Raw genomic sequence first — 22,588 nt, 5'->3', positions numbered from 1 at the left:
TTGCATTTTTCAGTTACCATTTTTCATGAACTTTTCTCGTATAGCTCTTTATTTACGAGTCCGTAATCGTCAAAGGCTGTACCGAAGCTTGTGAGAATGCTGAGAGTTGTACTCAGGAGGGTTGAGACATAGATTGCGACCATAATAGTAATCTGATACTTAATGGCAATCAGAGGACTTGCTCCTCCAAGGATTTGTCCTGTCATCATTCCAGGCAAAGAGACAATCCCAATAGAATAGATGTTTGCAAGAGTAGGCTTAATTGCAGCCCTTAGACTTTTTCGCAGGTATGGGATAACTGCCTCATATCTGCCTGCTCCAATAGATAAGCTGTAAAGGTAACGATTTTCGTTTCGCTTTATATCGTTATAAAAGTCACCGATCCCTACCACGTTTCCTCTAAGAGCATTTCCAAGCAACATTCCCGCTATAGGGATTAGATAGCGTGCGTCAAAGAGATTCTCCAGATTGATCACGAATTTATTGACATATAAGAGAATCACCAGGTTTGAAAATGCAATGGATATAACAATGGGTACAAAGAGTTTTTTTACATTCAGGTCTGCACTTTTTATTGCCGTGTAGGACGCAAAGAAAATCATTAAACCTACCCAGGCCAGGTTCAAAAGCCCATTATTCAGGTTAAAAATAAAGTTCAGAAAAAGTCCTGCAAAAAAGAGCTGGATTGACATCCTGAAGACAGCTTCAAGAGTGCTTTTTTCGAGTTCAAGCCGAATTTTTCGGCTTATGAAAATTGGAATTACTAGTAAGAAAAAACAGAAAATTAATGACGTATAGCTTATATCATAAATCGGCATTTTTTCAGTCTTCTTGGGTTTTGTTTTTTGTTTATTGTTTTACTTATTGTTTCGTTTATCATTTCGTCTGTCGTTTCTTTCATCATTTGTTTATTGTTTCGTTATCATTTGTTTGCTGTCTCGTTATTATTTTATTTCTTATTTTGTTTGAGTGTTGGTTCTGGAAGTTTACCAGGATTGGGTTTCAAGATCTATTATTCTCATCCAGTCGCGTTCCCACTCCTTATCATGGGAGACGATCAGAAGGGTCCAGTCTTCTCGCGCAAGGAAATAATCTGCAACCTTCTTTTTTAATTTCGTGTCAAGAGCCGAAGTAGCTTCGTCAAGCAAGTATATGTTCCTGTTCAGGAGAAGGGCAATGAGGATTCCTACCCGCTGTTTTTCTCCCCCAGACAGCTCTTGAAAATTCTTCTCAAGAATATCGTCTTCCAGCTCCAGCTCCCGCATAAAAGTCCACAATTTTTCAGAGTCAAGTTTCTCTTTATTTGCTCTGTAAGAAAAGATTTCGCCTAACAGGTTTTTAACCTTTCCTTCCTCAAGATCGGTATCCTGTACTACATAAGCGATTTCCTTTCGAGCCTCCCAGCAGGTTTTGGAATCGATTACCCGGTTCCGGAAATAGAGGGTTCCTTCCGAAGGTTTTGTAAAGCCAAGCAGCATTTTTAAAAGGGTGGTTTTTCCTACTCCGGATTTTCCCCGTAAGAGGATTTTTTGATTTTTCTTTACGGTCAGGTTGAAACCTGAAAGTACCTTTCTATTACCAAACGAAATCCCTATACTCTCGTATTTTATCAGTTCGTTATTTATCAGTTCGTTATTTAATGGCTCAACAGACATGTTCTTAAATCTTAATCCTGGGAGATATTAATATTACATGGTTATATCTGGCCTGAGGTTTCTACTTATTAATCCGATCTCATATGTTTTATGATTTTTAAACTCTTAAGAATTTTTAGAATGCCTAACAATTTTCCGAATATTTAAAATTCTCAGAACGCTTAATTTCCGGTAGGATTTTATTCCAGACAGGTACTCTTGATTATTGCATTTTCACTTTAGGCCGGGATGTGTAAAGAGAAAGTTTATCATATACTATGTGTTTCAAGTAAACCTACATCGGTTCAAAATAATCTAAAATTGAAAATTCTCAAAAATAGGTCCTATCATATCTTTTCATGAGGAAAATCGAATGGATTGCAATACTCCAAACAAAAAACTTTCGACCCCAATCAAAGCTGCAAAGATCAATCCCGGCATGAGTGTTGACGATCTTGTCAGGGAATACAGAGGCTGTGCCTTCGGAGCAGGCAGGCTTGCTGAGGCCGTAGATATTTATTATGAGATGCTGGCTTCCGAAAAAACTACGAAATTTTTCGGGCTTGCAGGTGCCATGACTCCTGCAGGTATGAGGAACATTGTTGCGGATTTGATACGCGACGGCTATATCGACGTGCTTGTCACAACCGGAGCCAACATGGTTCACGACACGGTTGAGGCTCTAGGTCTTCACCACTATAAGGGCACGGATTGTGCAAATGATATCCAGCTACGGAACGAATGCATAGACAGGATTTACGACGTTTATCTTCCTGACCAGCACTTTACAGACCTTGAAGAATTTCTACAGAGTGTCTATACCGGGCTTCCGAAAGAAAAGCTCTCGATCCGGCAGGTGCTTACCGAGATTGGGAAAAACCTTGATGACGACTCCTCTATCCTGAAAACCGCAGCAGACATGGGTGTACCTGTGTATTGCCCTGCTCTTCCTGATTCGGTAATAGGGCTTCAGGCCTGGTTATATAAGGAAGGAAATCCTCTGCATGTGGATGCCTTTGGGGATATGCACGAATTTATGGAAATTTGTTATGCGGCTGAGAGTGCAGGCGCGTTGCTTCTTGGGGGCGGAGTTCCGAAAAATTATATTCTGCAGTCCATGCTTGTGACTCCCAGATCCTTTGACTACGCAATTCAGTTGACAATGGACCGCCCTGAGACCGGCGGTCTGAGTGGTGCAACGCTTGACGAAGCTCAGTCCTGGGGAAAGGTAGGAGAAAACGCAAAATCCGTAACTGTCTACGCAGATGCAACTATTACTCTCCCGCTCATGGTTGCAGCTGTGCGTACACGCCTTTCAAAGAGGTGATTTTATGGAAAGGAAAACTTGTATGATTCTTGCTCTGGATGTTTCCGATAGGGAAGAAGCTCTTAAAATTGCAGAAGATGTCTCGGAATTCGTGGACGCTATAAAGATAGGTTATCCTCTCGTGCTTGCTACCGGGCTTGGAATTATCAGGGAACTTGCAGAATTTGCCCCTATAATAGCCGATTTCAAGGTTGCCGATATTCCCAATACCAATCGCCTCATCTGCGAGCAGGTATTTGAAGCAGGAGCTGACGCCGTCATTGTTCAGGGCTTCACAGGCCGAGACAGCCTTGATGCCAGCATTGAGGTTGCTTCCGAGTACGGGAAAGATGTGTTTGTGGTAAGTGAAATGAGCCACCCAGGCGGAGCCGAATTCCTCCAGCCTGTCGGAGAAGCAATTGCAAGGATGGCAGCCGAAGCAGGAGCTTTCGGCCTTGTTGCGCCGGCGACCAGACCTGAAAGAGTAAGAAAGATCCGAAAAATTATCGGCGACAAACTAACTATCATCTCGCCTGGAGTTGGCGCTCAGGGAGGAAAAGCGTCTGATGTGATTGCTGCAGGAGCAGACTGGGTAATTGTAGGAAGAAGCATCTACAAGGCGGAATTCCCAAAAGAAGCTGCCCAGCAAATTGCTAAGGAAATTCAGGCTGAGCTCCGGGGAGAATACTAAAAGAATATTTTTCTCTGGAAGAGGTAGCTATTTTAAAATACACTTCTAATCTCAACTACGTGCCTGTGATGAAAAATCTGGCTGATTTCATGATGAGCCCTATGAGTTCTGAGGCACAAAAATTGAATATCTCGTTAATTACTATCCTCATTGAGTTGGTACTGAGTCTATTACAAAACCAGCTTTTTCTAAAACAGTAAGAATTCCAGAATTATTTTTCATGATCTACAGCTTGCTTGACTATTCCGAATACAAGATTTTGGAAACAAGATTGAGTTCTGGGATCTGCTCAATAACAAGCATTTGATGTAGAAATGAGTTTGTCACGATAGAAAATTCATCGTCGTTTGTGAAAATAGATAAAAACATTCTATCCTCCAACTAAAAAATGTAGTTGGTCAAGACAGGAGTTACAATAGTTTGAGTAGGTAATACTTTTATATGATAAGCTCAAGTTTATTCAAAAATACTATATTTACTGATAAAACTAAATACTTATCCAATTTTTATTAAAAATTCACTGAGGATAATTAATGAATACTCCAAGTCTATGTTCAGATTTAATATTCTTACTTAAAATGTCCGGTCACTTAAATACCTCTGCTCCGGCTCCAGAGGAGTAAAATAAATGGTAGAATCTTTACTGGCATATCTCGATGTTCTTATTGGCTTTGGCATTTTAATTCTTACTATTTTCTACAGATTTGACTTTCCTCCTGTGCTGGGTTATCTTGTAATTGGTATGCTATTAGGGCCTTATGGAATCGGCATTCTAAGTGGGGGAGAGCTTGCAGACTTAAACTCTGATCTTGGTGTAATCTTTCTTCTTTTTACAATAGGAGTTGACCTTTCCTTAGGGGAACTCTGGAAAATGAAAAAGGATGTAATGGTCGGGGGAACTCTCCATCTGCTCTTTATAACAGCAATGGTTTATGTTGTATGTTCATCTCTAGGATTTAGTTCAGCGACCTCTACCTTTCTCGGTTTATTAATTTCACTTAGCAGTACCGCGATAGTAATTAAAGTATTTCAGGACAGAAATGAAGTCAATACTCCTCATGGGAAAACTTCGCTTGCAATTCTGATATTTCAGGATCTTGCGATTGTACCTCTGATGTTGATCACTCCGATACTTGCAGGAAATTCAGTGAGTTTTGACGGAGCCCTTCCGAGTATGCTGTTCAAAGGCTTGCTCATTATTCTGGTTTTTGTTCTGAGCGACAAATTTCTGTTTCCCTGGATATTTTACCACGTAGGTAAGACTGGAAGCAAACAACTCTTTCTAGCCAGTGTTGTATTTATATGTTTATCAGCAGCGGTTTTTACCTCGAGTATCGGACTGTCGACAGCTTTAGGAGCTCTTTTAGCCGGGATTATTATGTCTGGCTCCGAGTACAGCCGGCAGGCAATGGGTAATATTTTACCCTTGAAAGACACATTTATGTGTTTCTTTTTCGTGTCTGTAGGCATGCTTCTGGACATTAATTATTTACTTGACAACCTCCCGATTCTTGTGCTTGCAACAATCATCCTGATTGTCCTAAAATCAATAGCTGGAGTTGTTGTAAATTTCATTCTGGGAGCTCCTCTCCGTACAACTATATTGACCGGACTTGCACTTTCACAGGTAGGAGAATTCTCTTTTGTCCTTTCCAGTTTAGGAATGGGATATTCACTCCTGACAGAAGAGATTTACCAGGCATTTCTGGCGGTTTCAATCCTTACCATGGGCGCTACGCCCTTTTTAATTACCGCTTCTTACAAGCCTGCTGATTTCATTGTCAGAAAGGCTTCAGAGACGGCTTTCGGCATGAAACTTGTAAATGGTTTTTGCTCAAGTTCTCTTCAAGAGAAGACAGATGTCGAACCTGAGATTAAAGACCACATTATAGTCGTAGGTTTCGGTTTTTCCGGAAAGACAATTTCAAAGGCTGCAAAAACCGCAGGTATTCCTTATATTATCATAGAATCAGACCCTGAAACGGTTAAACAGGAAAAAATGAAAGGGGAAAATATACAATATGGGGATGCGGTGCTTGGGGCTGTACTGGAGCATGCGGGAATAAAAAATGCAAGAGTTCTTGTAATCGGGATCTCGGATGAAGCTGCTACAAGGAGAATAGTCAAGAAGGCAAAAGAATTGAACCCTAACGTCTGCATTATTACCAGAGTACGGGACTTACAGGAAATGAAATATCTCAATACCCTTGGTGCAGATGAAATTATTCCCGAAGAGTACGAAACCTCAATAGAGATCTTTTTCCGCATACTGAAAAAGTATCTCGTTCCACAGGAAGATATCGAAAAGCTGGTTAACGATTTGCGAGCTAATGGCTACTTGATGATACGAAAACTGACTGTCGATACAGGTGTTAATAGCGGATTCAATCTAACGGATGGACTTCCAGGAGTCGATATTCAGGTTGTTAAAGTAGGAGAAGGATCATGTTTCGACGGAAAAAGCCTGTCAGATCTAGAATTAAGGAAAAAATATGGAGTGACAGTCCTTTCTATTCGTAGTAATTCGAAAATGATCTATGTTCCTGATGGAAACTCCCTCCTCCATGCAAGAGATGCCTGCGTTCTTTTAGGAAAACCCGAGGACCTTTATATTGTCAGAAAGCTCTTTGAAAATATTCACGAATAAATATCATTTTCTTTTCATTTTTTCTTTGGTATGAAAGTTGTTTTTATTGCACCGGGAGCGCAGAGAGGCACAAATCCATTCTTTACAGGCTGTCCGACAATAACTACTGGTAATTATCCAATTCCTTATTTTTCGATTTAAAGGCTCTATATGCCCAATTTTCATATGTTTTTGGCCTGAAATTGAATTGTCGGACAGCCTGTTTAGGGTGGGGTGGCCGCCCACAATTTGATTTTGCATTTTATATGTTTAAATCCTATTAAAGGAAGTATTTTTAATTCAGCAGAGTAAATTACTGGGATAGGTGAACTGGATATGAGAATCGCAGTGTGCGGGAAAGGAGGAAGCGGAAAAAGCACAATTTCGGCTCTCCTGGCAAAAGAATTGGCAAAAACAAAAAACGTGCTTGTGCTTGATATTGACGAATCCAATTACGGGCTGCACAGCCAGCTAGGAATGGCAGCTCCACGTGACCTTATGGAGTATTTTGGAGGGAAGAAAGGCTTTAAAGAAAAGCAGAGGGCCCCGAAAACCACTCAATTCTGGGGGCTTGCAGCTAATGGGGGTAATGAGGGGCAGCCAACGCAGCATAAATCCCGGTTTTTTAAAAATAGGTGGAGTTTCTCCGACCTGCCGCAGGAATTTGTTGAAGAAAAGGACGGCATCAGGCTAATGGCGGTTGGCAAAATCCATGATTTCGGAGAGGGCTGTGCCTGTCCAATGGGAGTTCTGACCAGAGAGTTTCTTGAAAACCTTGACCTGGGAAAGGACGATCTCGTAATTGTGGATACCGAAGCTGGCACTGAGCATTTCGGGCGCGGGGTCGATAAGGACTTTGACATTATCCTTGTGGTTGTTGATCCTTCCTACGAATCTCTCAAGCTTTCAAAAAAATTCGATGAATTTGGCGCTCAATGTGGATGTAGGGTTTATTTTGTGCTTAATAAGGTTGAACCCGATATAAGGGAAGATATGCTGGCGTCAGTGAATTGCGTGAATGTCGTGGCTGAAATTCCGGAAAGAAGAGAGATTTTTAAAGCATCTCTTAAAGGCGAAGAGCTTGATTTCGAGCTGGATGAAATTAAAAAGCTTGCAGAATTTCTCAGGAAAAATTGAGTTCTTTATTTATTAGTCGGACTAGTTAGCCGACTTTTCTATTTTTCCCTTATTTGTTAACTGATCGTGCAAGAAAAACTTCAGGGTACTTATCCGAAAGTATATTATTGATCGTGTTATTTGAATAATACAGAAAGGACAGCATATTTCGTTTGCTAAGCTGTACTTATAGAACTTCGAATCTGCTGTCACTAATCGATAAGAATATTCAAATTTGCTGATATCTCTCAATAAGAATATGTTTAATCTGTTATTATAACGGTATTTTTTTCCTGTATGAATACTGGAGACAATAATTATGACAATGCGTGAGTACATGCTTGGAAACGTAGCAATCGCCCGCGGGCTTCTTGAAGGCGGCGTGCAGGTTATTGCAGGCTATCCCGGAACTCCGTCTTCGGAAATTATAGATACGCTTGCAGCCCGAGAAGACCGGGATTACCATATAGAATGGTCAGTTAACGAAAAGGTTGCAATGGAAGTCGCAGTAGGAGCTGCCTGGACAGGCGTCCGTTCTGTGGTGACAATGAAGCATGTCGGACTGAATGTTGCAGCCGATCCTTTTATGACACTTGCATATGCAGGGACAAAGGGCGGGCTGATTGTAATCGCTGCTGATGACCCGTCATGCCATTCCTCCCAGAATGAGCAGGATACGCGGCGCTACGCCCAGTTTGCCCTTGTGCCATGTTTTGATCCCTCAACCCCACAGGAAGCCAAGGATATGCTGCCCTATGCTTTTGAGTTTTCCGAAAAGTTCGAGGTTCCTGTGATCTTCAGGCCAACAACCAGGATTTCGCATGGAAAATCTGATATTGAGCTCGGAGAAATCCCCGTCGAAAAAGCGGCTCCTAATTTTGAAAAACTTCTGGACCGCTGGGTCATGCTCCCAAAGAACGCTCGTCTGCGCCATACGCATGTCCTTTCTATCCAGCAGCCCATTGAGGATGCCCTTGCTGAATCCCCCTGGAACTCCCTTGAGCTGAAACCCGATGCAAAATTCGGAGTAATAGGTGCAGGCATTGCCTCAGTGTATGCAAAAGAAGCACTTGTGGAGCTTGGACTTGAAGTTTCTTATCTTAAAATCGGAGCTTATCCGGTTCCAAGAAAGCTTATTCTCGAGCTGCTTGAAACCGTAGATGCCGTGCTTGTGTTCGAGGAACTTGAGCCCATCGTGGAAGAACGGGTAAAGATGATTGCACAGGAAGCCGGAATTGAGGTTTCGGTGCTAGGAAAAACTAATGGTTTTGTACCGAGAGAAGGGGAACTAAATGTAAGTGCCTTCCTTGAGACTCTAAGGAAAACTTTCGACCTTGAGATCGAACCCGAACCTTCAGATATGGCTCTTGAGCTTGCTTCCCGTCCGCCTGCTCTCTGTGCAGGTTGCTCTCACAGGGCAACCTTTTACTCAATGAAAAAGGTCTTTGGAAACGATGCGATTTACCCAAGTGACATCGGCTGTTATACCCTTGGGATCCAGAATGGGACAGTTGAGACAACACTCTGTATGGGTTCAAGCATCAGCGTTGCCTCAGGGCTTTACCATGCAGGGGAAAAGCGGCCTATCTGCTGCTCTATAGGGGATTCGACCTTTTTCCATTCAGGCATGAACTCGCTCCTGAATGCGATTGTCAATAAGGCTAATATCACGGTTACTATTCTAGACAACCGTATTACAGCCATGACCGGGCACCAGCCAAATCCGGGAGTCGGCTATACGGCAACAGGCGAGCCAACTGTACAGGTCTCACTTGAAGAACTCTGCAAAGCAATGGGTGCAGGATTTGTGTCCGTTGTCGATCCTTACAGGCTTGAGGAAACCCAGGAAGCTTTTAAGGCTGCAAAGGAATTTGAAGGCGTAGCTGTGGTTATTGCCAGGCAGCCCTGCGTGATTTCAGGTAAAAGGGCAGGTATACGTAGAGTCCCGTATGTTGTTGATCCTGAAAAATGCGAAGGCTGTAAGCAGTGTGTGAAGTTCGGCTGCCCTGCAATTGAGTTTAACGAAGAAAACAAATGTGCTGTGATCACAGCCCTTTGCAGTGGGTGCGGGGTCTGTGCCCAGATCTGCAAGTTTGAGGCTATTCAGGAGGTGAAGAAATGAGCCAGGCTGAACGAAAGAGCTTTGACCTCCTTATTACAGGGGTAGGTGGACAGGGTGCAATCCTCGCTTCGGACATCATCGGAAAAGCCGCAGTTACTGCAGGGTTACCCATTCGGGCTGCGGAAACTCACGGCATGGCCCAGCGCGGAGGCTCGGTTGTAAATCATATCCGAGTTGGGAAAGATTATGGATCAATGATCCCGAAAAAAGGTGCAGATCTTCTACTAGCTCTTGAGCCGATGGAAGCAATCCGGTATCTGGATTTTCTGAAGGATGGCGGAATTATTATAGTAAATACGCATCCTATAATTCCTGTAACTGTTACTGCAGGCCTTACGAAATACCCAGAAGTCTCAGATATTATTGACGTCCTTTCTGAAAAGTACATAGTCAAAGCCTTCAATGCCAATGAGCTGGCTTTTGAAGCCGGGAATAGGCTTGCAATGAATGTTGTGATGGTTGGGGCAGTCTCGGGCTATCTACCGATCTCAAAAGAAACTTTGCTTGACAGTGTTAAAGCTCTTGTGCCACAGAAAACAATTGAAATAAATCTCAGGGCTTTTGAAGCAGGAAGGCAAAAAGTAGAGGAAAGCTAAGCCTTTCCTCTTACTCCTTTGTAGTGATAAATGCACTTCCTAAAAAATTTATATCCTTTTGATAGGTGCGCTAATTGCAAAGTCATCTTTTTGTAAATCTCTTTAACTTTCTTGATACATGCAAGCAAAATTCTAATGGATTCGTGAATCCGTTTCAGAGCTAAAATTTCCCACATATAATATAAAACGAACCTGCGATACAGATCTGCATTTTCGAAAATCCTGCTAATTAATCTGAAAGATGGAAAATATAATTTAGTAATCTTAATAAATATGTCCTAGAAGAAAACTTTTTTATACTATTGTGGTATTGTACTTTTCTAATATAACATTATTTTAATTGATTTGCAATATCTGCAAGCAGGTATCTTCATCATTTAGAAAAAGTGTTTTATCGGTAGAGGGTGTTACTATGTTACTAAGCAGTATGTCATCTAGCATGATTTCTTCAAGCGCTGCCGCTTCAAGTGCAATTTCAATGATAACAACTCCTGGACTTCCTCAGTATGGGGCTGCAGTAGTTGTTGGACTTATAGCTCTCCTTTCTCTCAAAGAGGTTCTTTCAGCATCTGAGAAATGGAACAAGTATCTTAATAACTCTTTTAATCTGGCAATTTTTCCTTTGCTTTTGAGCTTTGCGGCAATTGTCTATTTCAAGGTTAATGCTATCATCTGATTGCAACTTTACAGAGTATGATATTTACTTTTCCTTTTTGTAGAAATCGGCAGTTTTAATGCTTTTATTCTTTTCTGAGAGGTTTCCTCTCAAAAAACTTGTTTGACTTCTAATTCTAATAATTCTTCGATTGGTATTACAATTGTTCTCATTCTCAGACTTATCTTTGATTTACAGGGTCGGCAACTCTTCAGATTTGTTTGCATCTTAGATGTCTAAGTTTAAAAAAATTGACTTTGTAGAAATAATAAACTATCATGCCCTGACTCCAGAAAGTTTTGATAATACCAGAAATCAAGGCTGTAAAAGTACCTCTAATCAACTTAAGATTGATTTTTGAATATCTCAAAACCCTATCCAGCCATTCAGGTAGTAATGGGGCAGAATCCCGAAAAGGAAGACATTGATAAAGCCGTGAAGGATAGCAACAAAGGGCAGACTTCTTGTTTTGTAGAAAGCAAAGCCTATAAAAATTCCTATGAAACCTGTATATAAAACTTCGTAAAAGGTTCCGTATCCTGAATGCATGAACCCGAAAAGAATACCTGTAATTATCAATCCTTCTCTTATACCGAGCACATCTTCAAGTCTGGTCTGAAGAATTGACCTGAAAATAAGTTCTTCGGTTAAGCCTACAAAAAAGACCATTATAAAGGCGAGTTTTAGCAGGTTTCCGATGGAAAGGTCAGGGATCAGGTAGCCTGAATGGATGGTCATGTATTCTCCAAGCCCAAGCAGAAGGCCCAGCGGAATCGAAAGAATTGTATAAGCTAGGAGATTTTTTGAAGTAATCCCTATATGCTCAAAGGAGTTTCGCTGATGCATTACTATGATTGCCAGGGGTATTAAAAGAGGACCGTAGGCGAAAACGAAGGTATAAAGTGTGGTTTCAAAAAACACAGGCATAGACAGATTTACCAATCTCAGGATTGGGAGAAGCATTAGTGCCTCATAAATCCTGTATACTTTGATGTCCTTTATAACTGTATTTGAAAGAGAGAACGCAATCAAAATTCCAATATGCATCCCTATAGCAAGTTCTATTCTGCCTTCAAAGATAAGAAGTTCGGCTAGGACTATGCACACAACAGGTATTGCAGTTAAGAGCCTGATCCTTGTGATCTCATATTTTTCCTGGTTTGTTTCTTCAAGCCCTAATTTTTTCCAGATTTTATGCGGATAGAGATCTTTCGGAGGATTTTCTATCAATTCTTTCTCTTTTGAAGCCATATGTCGATACATTAAAATAATCAGAACTGCTGCCCCGATTCCTCCAAATGTGTAAAAAAGATCGACATATTGTTCTATATTCTGGAGAGCCCCTGAATTTTCATCAGATAAGACAAATTTAGAAAACCCTGGTTCTCCCGTATTGTTGGCAGGTATCAGTTTCAGAACAGGCTTCGCCTGTGAAGATGAGAAATTATTTGAATCATTACAATATGCAGGAGAAACTGTTAGTAAAGCTAAACTAAGCACTGAAATAATTATTAGAAGATTCAGTTTTTTTTGTTTTTTATGAATAATTTTTTTTTTCATAGAAATTTCTCCTTTCAGGGCTAATTTACACCTATTTGTGCAGACCTGCCTGGTATTCCACAAGTTCTTATTGTAAATAATATATAAAGTTTTATTTATAGTTCACTACTTCTTTATTCCTACAAGCCTTTTATGATATTGCTTGATCACAATCTTTTAAAATAAATTTTTTAAAATAAGTTGATTGCCCCCTTTCCAGGGGAAAGCTTGACCACAAACCTTTTGAGAAAAGGTTTGATCGAAAACTTCAATCAGCGGTGTGATTAACAGGCGTAACGCTTGTGTCACAACCTTTTAAAAATGCTTGACTTAGAAGGTAACATTGACTTAGAAGGTAACATTACAATATTTCAAAATTAGATAATTAGTTGGCGAATTTTATCTTTCTCATCTCTACACAATTTTCTATGTAAAATTTAAGCATTGAGTATCATTTATCCTTGTGGGGAATGAAAAAAGATACAGAGTTAATTATATTTTACAGAATTTTCGGTACATTATATTTTCCTTCTTTTTATTCTTCATAAGTTGCGGCAAATCTACTCAAACTTTAGGTATGTAGAAAGAATTCTTCCAGATATAATTATATATTAATGAGTATGCGCTAGAACCGTTTTAAGTTCTCCAAATATCTCTTTTGAGATTCTACTTTTATATTCTTATAAAAAGTATTTTTTTTAGACTTTTATATTTATAAATATATTTAAAAATCTTTTATTTAATTATCTCAAATATATAATAATATCATAATAAGTCTACCAATTGTATTAAATCATTATTTATTATTACTCTATTTAATTATTCATCAACTTCTTTATTTTATATAAATACTCGACTACCAAAAGTTAATATAGTATAATCTATACACAGTTATATTGTCTTTCAGCTGATTTCAAAACCTAAATTAGTATTTCTGAATTTTTAAATTCCAAGTGACTAATCAAGTTTCTTATCACGATAATGGTTCATGTAACTTTTATTGATATGAATCTAAGTATTGGTTTTGGGATGAGCTAAGTTAAATCAGATGCCTTTTAAGGCTTAATTCAAGTTTCACTCTAAATATTTCACTATGTTTAGGGGTCATCCAAATTGAACAACGAAATACCTGTGGGTAAGAGTACCCAGCACACAGCACAGAAGCAAAATCCATGTGTTCAGGGGACCTCTCCGCAAAATATCACGGTGATCCTTCCTGCCTTTAATGAAGAAGTATCCATCGGAAGTGTAGTCCTACTTACCAGATATTATGCCGATAGCGTAATCGTGGTCGATGATGGAAGCTCAGACCGGACAGCCGAGATTGCCAGGAAAGCAGGAGCCGAGGTAATTGTTCACGAAGTAAATAAAGGAAAAGGAGCTGCCCTCAAAACCGGTTTTGCAGCCGCTGACAACCTGGGTGCAGATATAATAGTTACCATGGACTCCGACGGCCAGCACAACCCTGCCGAGATCCCGAAACTTGTCGATCCCATTATTAAAGGCGAAGCAGATATGGTCAACGGTAGCCGATATTTAAATGGCCTAGATAAAAATACTCCTGCCTACCGCCGAGTCGGACAGACCATTTTGGACAGGGTTACAAATCTAAACTCTGGGCTTGAGATTACAGATTCCCAGAGTGGCTTCCGAGCTTTTGCTGCCTCAACAAAAGATATTTTCCGCTTCACAGCCCAGGGCATGGCAATAGAGAGTGAAATGCTCGCAGATGCTGGTAAATCCGGCCTCCGCATAGCTGAAGTCGAAATTGGCGTTCGATATGACGTTGACTGTTCAACTGTAAACCCGATAAAACACGGTTTTGGGGTTCTTCTAATGATTTTAAAAGATATTGAATTCAACAAGCCTCTTTACTACTTGACAGTTCCTGGAGTGATTCTTGGAATGAGCGGTTTTATTATGGGCGCTTTTTTCGTGCAGGGTTTCACTATGGGAAAAAGTTTGTATTTTGGGCCTACTATGCTCATGATTCTGTTTATTATCGTAGGGAGTTTCATGGCTTTGACAGGTCTCTTGTTGCATTCTATATCCGCAATTTTGAAGGAAACAAGGGCCGCTTAATTACTTTGTGCAGGTAACTGGCTGTTTATAAATTCGGCTTTTCAAACAGCAGAGAGATCGGGTGATTATATGACTTTCATGTGATTTCCTGAAGGAACTTTGTGATGAATTTCTATATCATAAATGTTTTCTTAAAGTTACTATAGGAGGATATGATTCCTAATCATTTCATCTTAAAGATCTCTGAAATAGTACAAAAAACAAAATCGAACTGATTTCTTAAATTTAATCTAAAATATATTATAAATCTCAGTCCTTGAGGTTACAGTATGAGGATTCTAATTATCTCACAGCATTTCCCTCCTGAAAAATCAGGCAACGCCTCGCGTATTTTCGACATGTCCAACCATCTCCAAAAACTGGGTTTAAGTGTTACTGTTCTTGCTCCACACCCCAGCTTCCCCTCTGGTTCATTTAAACGAAAATGGAGTATTTCAGAATCTCGGAAAGTAAACGGGGTAAATGTAATAAACTTACTTGCATGGCAACCCAATTGTCAGGACCCGGGGTTTATGGGGAGAATTGCCTATTACCTTACTTTCCCTCTTCATACTGTTTTATGGATATTTTTCAATCTCCGTAAATTTGATGTAATTATTACTTCTGCCCCACCGATTTTTACTGGATTTGGAGGAATTCCAGCCAAATTATTGTTCAAAAAGAAGTGGGTTATGGATGTAAGAGATCTCTGGATCAATGCTTCTATCAGTCTCGGCTTTTTGAAGAAGGGAAGCTTGTTTGAAAAAATGAGTAGAGCTTATGAGCAGATTTGCTATTCCAATGCTGATTTGATTTGTGTTACTACTGAAGAGCTTGGTCAGGATATCATGCGAACATACAAAAACATAGATGGAAGAATAATGAGAATTACACCTAATGGCGTAGATACGGACTTCTTTTATCCTATGAATCTCCCTAAGAAAAATCAGATAATTTATGCAGGTAATATTGGGCATGCTCAGGACCTTGAGGATGTAATTCTAGCAATGAAAAAAATAAATGAAGAATTCGACCTGAAGTTATTGATAGTTGGAAATGGTGATATTAAAGGATATTTGGAAAAGGTAACTGTAGAAAATGGACTCACAGATTATGTGGAGTTTCCAGGCCTGCTTCCAAGAGAGGATATCCCCAAGATAATTTCTGAATCTCTTATAGGAGTAGCTCCTCTGAAAAAGTTAAAGACGCTTGAATATGCAGTTCCAACAAAGGCTTATGAATATATGGCTTGTGGAATCCCGTTTGTAGGTTGTGGAGAAGGAGAAATTCGAAAACTTGCTGAGGTTTCAGGCGGAGGAGTAATTGCTGAAAATGATCCTAATGCAATTTCAGATGCTATACTATACTTACTAAAAAATCCAGAGAAACGTGTAGAAATGGGCAGGAAAGGACGAACTTTTGTAAATGAGCACTACAGCAGGCAGCATATCGCAGCAAATCTTAAATCAGACATAGAAAGCATCGAAGTTGAAAAAGCAATCCTTACCTTGAATGATGGTATCAGCTATGCAGGCTCTCAATGAACGGATTTATTCTTTGGCCTCAAAGATTATTCAATATGGAATCACTCCTATTGTAAAGGTTGAGGGAAACCTGGCTTACACAGTCGACCCTGTCTTCGAAATTTCCAGAAATAGAGTGAGTGCCGAATGTGTAAAAACCCTTGTCCGGATAAACGGGTTCAAAGGGAACAATTATGCAGATCTTATTCAAAAACTCCTGAACTGGGTGCTTGAAAATCAGAACTCTGACGGCTCATGGAATGAGGTACATGTCAAATACAACCATCCATCTGCTCTTATCACCTCTATTGTGGGAGAAGCACTTGTCGATGGTTACTTACTTCTAAAGGACGAACGCTTTAAAAAGGCTGCTTTGCAGGCAAAAGATTTCGTGCTAGCTAATCAGTTCTCACCTGGCTATTTCAAAAAATCTTCCATTTATGTGGCTGATCACCTGAACGTTGACGCTACTTGCGGGGCTTTTCTTGCAAAGTACGGAAAGGCGTTTTCGGACCAGCAGTGTCTTGATGCTGCCAGAATCACAGCAGAACATGTCTGCAAATATCAATTTTCAGATGGAGCTTTTCCTTACACCAACGAAATCAAAGGTAACTATCAATACTGCCTGAATATTCCCTGTATACACTATCAAGGTGTAACTCTTTATTACCTGCTTAAAATTATAGACTCTCTTCAAAGTGACTGGATTGATCCCGAGTTCAAAAAAGGAGTTGAATGGCTTGCAGCTGCCCAGCTCCCAGATGGAAAATTTGACTGGTCAAAAAGTGGCCTTATGTTTGCTTATTACTTGAGTGGAGCTTATGCTTTTGCAATCCCCTGTTTTATGTACGGGACAAAATGGAATTCTAATTATTCAGAAAATGCAGAAAAAGCTTTGGGGGTCCTCGAAGCAAATGTTAAACGTATTGTAAACCGCTGGGAAAGTGACTCGATTCTGAGCTTCCCTAGTTCAGTTTTCGCGGCTCTTAATACTGCAAATATAGGAAGTTATCCTGTAAGCCACAGGCTGTTCAGGTTTGGTTATGGAATGTACAGGCAATTTGCCAGACGCAGATTTTCAAACTCTGTTAATCCAAAACTTTTCAACATCCTTGCAAATGTAATGAACATAAACACATCCACAGTTGAACCTGATAATAATTTTCCTGACCTATTCATGACTTCGGAAGTGCTGGACTGCTTGAGTTATACTACATCCCAATGTTTAGAAACAAAAGTTAACTTTACAAAATTATGATTACTAGGAGATTCATCAATGAAGCAGGTTGTCCTGAATCTTAAAGATGGTGGTTTAACGGTTGAAGATGTTCCAATTCCTACATTAAAGGGAAGTGGCGTGCTTGTCCGAAACCACTATTCGGTTATTAGTGCTGGTACCGAGTCTGGTCTCGTGGATCTTGCCGACAAATCCTTAATAGGAAAAGCAAGGGCCAGACCAGATCTTGCAATGAAGGTTATAAATAAAGCAAAGCAGGACGGCCCGTTTTCAGCATTCCAGCAGGCAATGGGGAGGCTTGAAAAAAGAGAGCCTTTGGGTTATAGCAGTGCAGGAACTGTCATTTCCGTAAGTGAAGACATAACATCCATAAAGGTTGGAGATAGGGTTGCATGTGCAGGTGCAGGCTATGCTAATCATGCAGATGTTGCGTTTGTCCCTAAGAATCTCTGTGTAAAAGTTCCTGATAATGTTGATCTTAAAAACGCCTGCTTCACAACAGTGGGCTCGATTGCAATGCAAGGAGTCCGAAATGCTGACCTAAGAGTTGGGGAAAATGTTGTTGTTGTCGGTCTGGGCCTAATTGGCCTGATTACTGTCCAGATTCTCAAAGCCTCAGGTTGCCGAGTCTTCGGCATTGACCTTGACGCTGCTAAGGTCAAGCTTGCAAAAGAACTCGGTGTAGACATTGCCCTTCCCCGCAACACTCCCAATATAGAGGAAAGCGTCAGGCAGTTCTCCCGGGGAATTGGTGCAGATGTAACTATTATTGCAGCTGCAACGAGGTCAAACGATCCAGTTGACTTTGCCGGGAAAATAACTCGCGAGCGTGGGAAAGTCGTAATTGTAGGCCTTGTAGGCATGGATATTCCACGTGAAGAATATTATAACAAGGAAATCGAACTGCGGGTCTCTCGCTCCTATGGTCCTGGCCGTTATGATCGTACCTATGAAGAGTTCGGTAGGGACTACCCTGCCTCTTACGTCCGCTGGACTGAGAATCGCAACATGCAAGCTTTTCTAGATCTTCTCTCAATGAGGAAAATCTCCATGGAGCCTATTATTTCTCATGAGTTTCCAATAGAGCAGGCTCCGGATGCTTATGATATCATAGAACAAAGAAAACCCTATCTAGGCATAGTCTTAAGATACGATACTAATAGAGAAATTGAAGATAAAATCGTGCTCAAAGTCCCTGAGTCAAACCCTTTCCCAAGCGGAACTCCAGTCATTGGAGTTATAGGTGCAGGGATCTTTGCAACGAGCACTCTACTCCCCAACCTTTCTAAAATTAAGGATATAAAATTAAAAGGTCTGTCAGCAGCAACCGGCATCAGCTGTGAATCAGTTGCCTCAAAATATGGTTTTGAATACTGTACCTCCGATTACCATAAAATTATGGAAGATCCAGAAATTAACTGCGTGAGCATAGTAACCCGAAACAGTCTCCACGCCCTTCTAGTAATCGAAGCCCTCAAGCATGGCAAAAACGTCCTTGTTGAAAAACCCTTGGCTCTCAATGAAGAAGAACTGAAAAATGTCAAAGCCGCCTGGAAAGAATATGGTGGTCTTGTGATGGTCGGCTTCAACCGCCGCTATTCCGAACTCGGCACAAAACTCAGGGATTTCTTCAAAAAACGCTCCCAGCCCATGGTAGCTATCTACCGCGTAAACGCCGAGTCCATTCCCAAAGACCACTGGATCTACGATAAATCAGAAGGCGGCAGCCGGATTATTACTGAGTGCTGTCATTTCATTGATTTCCTACAGTACATCATAGGCTCATCTCCCATAGAAGTCTACGCCCGGAAAATCGAGCCTGAAATAAAAAGTCCTGAAGATAACGAAAATGTGTCAATCACTATCTCTTTTAAAGACGGCTCAATCGGGACTATAATATACACTACCCACGGAGATAGCTCTCTGTCCAAAGAGCGTGCTGAGTTTTTTGCTGACGGGATGGCTGGAGTCATTACAGATTTCAAGCAGCTTGAACTGGTCAAGGGCGGGAAGAAAGAGAAGATTGCAAAGAGGATGGTAACTGAGAAAGGGCATAAGAATGAGTTTGAAAAGTTCTTTGAGTTGGTGAAGAACGGGTCTCCAGAATATGATTTTGAAGCAAACGTTTTGACTACAATATCCACTTTTAAAGCGCGTGAATCCATTACAAGTAGATCGTCTGTAAAATTAAATTCCTATTGAAAAATGGTCTTATAGCTTATTATTATCATAATATGATTATTTGAGAATGGTGTTGAAAATGGAAGGGTTCTCTAATCAAAATATGGATTATATTACTCAGGTATCTAAAGATTCTGTACTTGTTCATAACTTTAATTATAAGCCGAAGGTATCCTTTTGTATTCCTACCAAAAATGAAGGAAAATATATTAAAAAATGTTTAGATTCCATTTTAGCTCAAAATTATAGCGATATAGAGATTGTTGTTGTAGATGGATATTCTACTGATGATACCGTGAAAATTGCAAAAGAATATGGCTGTAAAGTTTATTATGATCCAGTTTCTTTAGCGAATTCTAGACAAATTAGTATTGAAAAAAGTTCGGGAGAAATTTTAGCTATATGGGATGCAGATATTATCATCCCTCATGAAAACTGGTTAAAAAATGCAGTTAAATGTTTTAAGTTGTCTGAACAAGTTAGTACAGTGTGGCCACGAATTATAGCACCTTCATCCGGCCCTTGGACTCAAAAATGCAATCGTGCTCATTCGAACTTTGTATTTAAATATAGAATAAAGAGGGTTAGTGGTGTTTTCGGAGGAGGAAATGCGCTATTCAGGAGACAACATGTTTCTTCTGTCGGTAGCTTTGATACATCATACAATTTTGGCGAAGATATGATATTAGCAAAAAGATTAAAAGACGCTGGTTATGTTGTTATCGAGTACGAAGAACCTTTAATTCACGACACTATGGATTCTCTGAAGGCAATATATAAAAGATCTCTTTGGGGTGCTCAAGCCTTCAAATTGAACGGAATGGAATTTTATCAACAAAGTAAATTTGACATCTTCAAAGAACATTACTTTCTTGGACTAAAAGGTATGTTTTGTGGAATTTTTAAAGGAGACTTTTACTGGATTACATATCCGGCTATATTATTCGTAAAGTCATTGGCCTACTCAAAAAATATATTGCTTGCAAGAAGATAATTGAATTTTTCATTTTAGTCAAGTGTTAATTATTCATCAAACTTCTAATTTGTGTGTATTGAGTGGTTTGGGATTATTATGAGAATCTTATATGTTGTATCGGGGTTTGCTCCAGCATGGGGGTTAGGTGGTGTTGCACGTTCTTCATACGAAATAAGCAAAGAGATGGTAGCAAGAGGACATGATGTTACTGTTTACACAACTGACATTTTTGATTTCAAAAGAAGGATTGAGTGTCGTTTTAGGAATTTAAATGGTATAAATGTTTATTATTTTAAAACGTTATCTAATTACTTTGCAAGAAGAAAACTTAATTTCTCGCCTGAATTTGTTTATTTTTTAAATAAGAATGTCTCTAAATTTGATATAGTTCATATTCATGAGTATAGGACAATAAACTCAACTTTTGCTTCTTTTTTTTCAAAGAAATATAATGTTCCTTATGTGTTGCAGCCTAGAGGTTCTGTTCCTACAATAAGTAAAAGTATTCAAAAAAAAATATATGATTTATTTTTTGGGGATTTTGTTGTTGAAAATTGTTCGAAAATAATTGCGACTTCAAAAATAGAGTCTGATCAGTACTTTAATGTTTTTCCACGTTTAGAAAAAGAAAAAATAATCCACCTTCCTAATGGTATCAATTTTGCTGATTATTCGAGTTTACCCTTAAAAGGAACATTTAGATCTAAGTATTCCATAAGTGAGAATGAGAAGACTGTTTTATATCTTGGAAGAATCCACGAAAGAAAAGGAATTGACACCTTAGTAAAGGCACTGAACCAATTGGTCAATAAATCTCTAAATATCAAGCTCGTTATCGCTGGCCCAAATGACGGGTACCTTGAAAAACTAAATCTGTTAATTGATGAATTGAATTTTAGGAAACATGTGCTGTTACTAGGTCCTCTTTATGAAAAAGAAAAGTTCGAAGCTTACGTTGATGCAGATGTTTTTGTGTTGTCTTCAAAAGACAAGTACGAGTCTTTTGGAAATGTGGTATTGGAAGCTCTATCATGTGGCACTCCAGTTATTGTTACAGACAATTGTGGGGTGTCTGAATGGGTAAACTCGCAAATGTGTCATGTTATAAGTTCTGAAAATGATTCTCTGCAGAAAACAATATATGAAATTTTATTTGAATCTGGGTTGAATAAAAGCATAGATAAATCTGAATGTGAACTAGTTCTAAAAAAATTGAGTTGGGAAAATGTTTGCGAAATGCTAGAAATAATTTATAGCGATATCGTTTAATTCTGGGGATTAATGATGGTAGAAGTTTTAGATACAGATCTGAAATCTAAAGAATCTTTTATTCTAGTTACACCCGTTAAGAATGAAGAAGACAATTTACCAAATTTAATTGAATCTATTGTTTCTCAGCAATTGAGACCTGATGCATGGATTATCGTTGACGATCATAGTGAAGACAAATCTTCTGAAATAATAAAAGATGCAAAGGATAAATATCCATGGATATTCTCGCTCAGGTTAAATAACAACTCTGAATATAATTTAGAAGAGCATTACTCTATTGTTTGTAGGTTTGGCTTCGATTATGCTAAAAAAATTGAGCCTAATTTTAAGTATATTGGATTATCTGATGCAGATATGATCTATCCAAACAATTATTTTTTTCAGTTAATTTCTTACTTGAATAGTAACCTTGAACATGGGCTTGTTTGTGGAGATCTTTTAATACTAAACAGTGAGGATAGATGTCACAGAGTCTCTAATTCAAATATTTTTTCTTCTTCAATATCAGGAACTGGACGCGTTTGGAGAAGAAAAGCTTTCGAAGAAAGTGGAGGATATTTGATCACAAAGTCTCCAGACTCAGTCTCGAACGTTAAGTTATTATTGAAAGGTTGGAAACTTAAGAGACTTAGTGATGTAGTGTATTATCAGACACGTGAAACTGGTAACAAATTCAACATCTTTAAAGGATATTTCAACCGAGGAAAGCGTGCCTATTATCTTAACTCTAATATATTATCGGTTATTGGCACTGTACTAATAATATTGTTTGTCTCAAAAGAAAAATATGCTATAAAAAAAATTATAGGATATCTCTTTGGGTATTTTCACTCTTTTATCCACAGAGAGCAAAAGATTGATGATAAAGAAGTTAAGAAATATATTGGAAGTTACAGAAGAGTCCTGAATAACTATTTGAAGTATTTTGCTAATAGGCTTTGATATTTCGACTCTGTAGAAAACCTGTCTACATCAGATGAAAGAGGCTGAAAAAAGATAAGTATATTCAGATCTTGCGGCTCAGTTTAAATTTATGAAAATTCACTATTTCAG

Annotated in this window: 17 protein-coding genes; 14 read left to right on the top strand and 3 right to left on the bottom strand. The window is 39.3% G+C overall.

The window, feature by feature from the left end; all coding sequences use genetic code 11:
- Window positions 1–23: 23 nt before the first annotated feature.
- Window positions 24–818: an ABC transporter permease gene (locus tag BP861_RS12365; RefSeq protein WP_292375955.1), complete on the bottom strand. Its 795-nt coding sequence runs from the start codon at window positions 816–818 to the stop codon at window positions 24–26.
- A gap of 168 nt (window positions 819–986) precedes the next feature.
- Window positions 987–1,655: an ABC transporter ATP-binding protein gene (locus BP861_RS12360; RefSeq protein ID WP_292375954.1), complete on the bottom strand. Its 669-nt coding sequence runs from the start codon at window positions 1,653–1,655 to the stop codon at window positions 987–989.
- Between the two features lie 352 nt (window positions 1,656–2,007).
- Here BP861_RS12360 and BP861_RS12355 point away from each other — a divergent pair, with 352 nt between their 5' ends.
- The 7 genes from BP861_RS12355 (at window position 2,008) to BP861_RS12325 (ending at window position 10,767) form a co-directional block, all read left to right on the top strand.
- The gene (locus tag BP861_RS12355; protein ID WP_292375952.1) at window positions 2,008–2,961 is read left to right on the top strand and encodes a deoxyhypusine synthase; all 954 of its coding nucleotides are present in this window, start codon (window positions 2,008–2,010) and stop codon (window positions 2,959–2,961) included.
- 4 nt (window positions 2,962–2,965) lie between these two features.
- The gene (pyrF, locus tag BP861_RS12350; RefSeq protein ID WP_292375950.1) at window positions 2,966–3,631 is read left to right on the top strand and encodes an orotidine-5'-phosphate decarboxylase; all 666 of its coding nucleotides are present in this window, start codon (window positions 2,966–2,968) and stop codon (window positions 3,629–3,631) included.
- A 628-nt stretch (window positions 3,632–4,259) separates the two neighbouring features.
- A complete protein-coding gene (locus tag BP861_RS12345; protein WP_292375948.1) occupies window positions 4,260–6,278 on the top strand; it encodes a cation:proton antiporter in 2,019 nt (672 codons plus the stop codon).
- Window positions 6,279–6,593: 315 nt separating this feature from the next.
- Window positions 6,594–7,394, top strand: a complete 801-nt coding sequence (locus tag BP861_RS12340) for a helicase HerA domain-containing protein (RefSeq protein ID WP_292375946.1) — start codon at window positions 6,594–6,596, stop codon at window positions 7,392–7,394.
- 298 nt (window positions 7,395–7,692) lie between these two features.
- Window positions 7,693–9,495, top strand: coding sequence for an indolepyruvate ferredoxin oxidoreductase subunit alpha (gene iorA / locus BP861_RS12335; protein WP_292375945.1), 1,803 nt, complete (start codon window positions 7,693–7,695; stop codon window positions 9,493–9,495).
- Window positions 9,492–10,091, top strand: a complete 600-nt coding sequence (locus tag BP861_RS12330) for an indolepyruvate oxidoreductase subunit beta (protein WP_292375943.1) — start codon at window positions 9,492–9,494, stop codon at window positions 10,089–10,091. Before iorA ends, BP861_RS12330 begins: the two co-directional genes overlap by 4 nt.
- 412 nt (window positions 10,092–10,503) lie before the next feature.
- Window positions 10,504–10,767 carry a hypothetical protein gene (locus BP861_RS12325; protein ID WP_292375941.1) on the top strand — a complete coding sequence of 88 codons (264 nt, stop codon included), beginning with the start codon at window positions 10,504–10,506 and terminating at the stop codon, window positions 10,765–10,767.
- 345 nt (window positions 10,768–11,112) lie between these two features.
- On the opposite strand, the gene BP861_RS12320 is transcribed toward BP861_RS12325, so the two are convergent.
- Window positions 11,113–12,306, bottom strand: a complete 1,194-nt coding sequence (locus tag BP861_RS12320) for a CPBP family intramembrane glutamic endopeptidase (protein ID WP_292375939.1) — start codon at window positions 12,304–12,306, stop codon at window positions 11,113–11,115.
- A 1,092-nt stretch (window positions 12,307–13,398) separates the two neighbouring features.
- Here BP861_RS12320 and BP861_RS12315 point away from each other — a divergent pair.
- The 7 genes from BP861_RS12315 (at window position 13,399) to BP861_RS12285 (ending at window position 22,477) form a co-directional block, all read left to right on the top strand.
- Window positions 13,399–14,367: a glycosyltransferase family 2 protein gene (locus BP861_RS12315; protein ID WP_292375937.1), complete on the top strand. Its 969-nt coding sequence runs from the start codon at window positions 13,399–13,401 to the stop codon at window positions 14,365–14,367.
- A gap of 269 nt (window positions 14,368–14,636) precedes the next feature.
- Entirely contained in the window at window positions 14,637–15,890 is a 1,254-nt protein-coding gene (locus BP861_RS12310; protein WP_292375935.1) for a glycosyltransferase family 4 protein, read from the top strand.
- Window positions 15,859–17,127 carry a prenyltransferase/squalene oxidase repeat-containing protein gene (locus BP861_RS12305; protein WP_292375934.1) on the top strand — a complete coding sequence of 423 codons (1,269 nt, stop codon included), beginning with the start codon at window positions 15,859–15,861 and terminating at the stop codon, window positions 17,125–17,127. The genes BP861_RS12310 and BP861_RS12305 overlap by 32 nt, the downstream gene beginning before the upstream one ends.
- A gap of 18 nt (window positions 17,128–17,145) precedes the next feature.
- Window positions 17,146–19,308 (top strand): bi-domain-containing oxidoreductase, encoded by a 2,163-nt coding sequence (locus BP861_RS12300; RefSeq protein WP_292375931.1) that lies wholly within the window; start codon window positions 17,146–17,148, stop codon window positions 19,306–19,308.
- Between the two features lie 58 nt (window positions 19,309–19,366).
- Complete coding sequence (locus tag BP861_RS12295) at window positions 19,367–20,281, top strand: glycosyltransferase (protein ID WP_292376072.1); 915 nt, start codon at window positions 19,367–19,369, stop codon at window positions 20,279–20,281.
- Window positions 20,282–20,359: 78 nt separating this feature from the next.
- A complete protein-coding gene (locus tag BP861_RS12290; protein WP_292375930.1) occupies window positions 20,360–21,532 on the top strand; it encodes a glycosyltransferase in 1,173 nt (390 codons plus the stop codon).
- Between the two features lie 12 nt (window positions 21,533–21,544).
- The gene (locus tag BP861_RS12285; protein WP_292375928.1) at window positions 21,545–22,477 is read left to right on the top strand and encodes a glycosyltransferase family 2 protein; all 933 of its coding nucleotides are present in this window, start codon (window positions 21,545–21,547) and stop codon (window positions 22,475–22,477) included.
- The last annotated feature ends 111 nt before the right edge of the window (window positions 22,478–22,588 follow it).

Origin of the sequence: Methanosarcina sp. UBA411, assembly GCF_002495725.1 — an archaeon.
Lineage (GTDB): Archaea > Halobacteriota > Methanosarcinia > Methanosarcinales > Methanosarcinaceae > Methanosarcina.
This window is presented reverse-complemented; position numbering and strand designations above follow the sequence as displayed.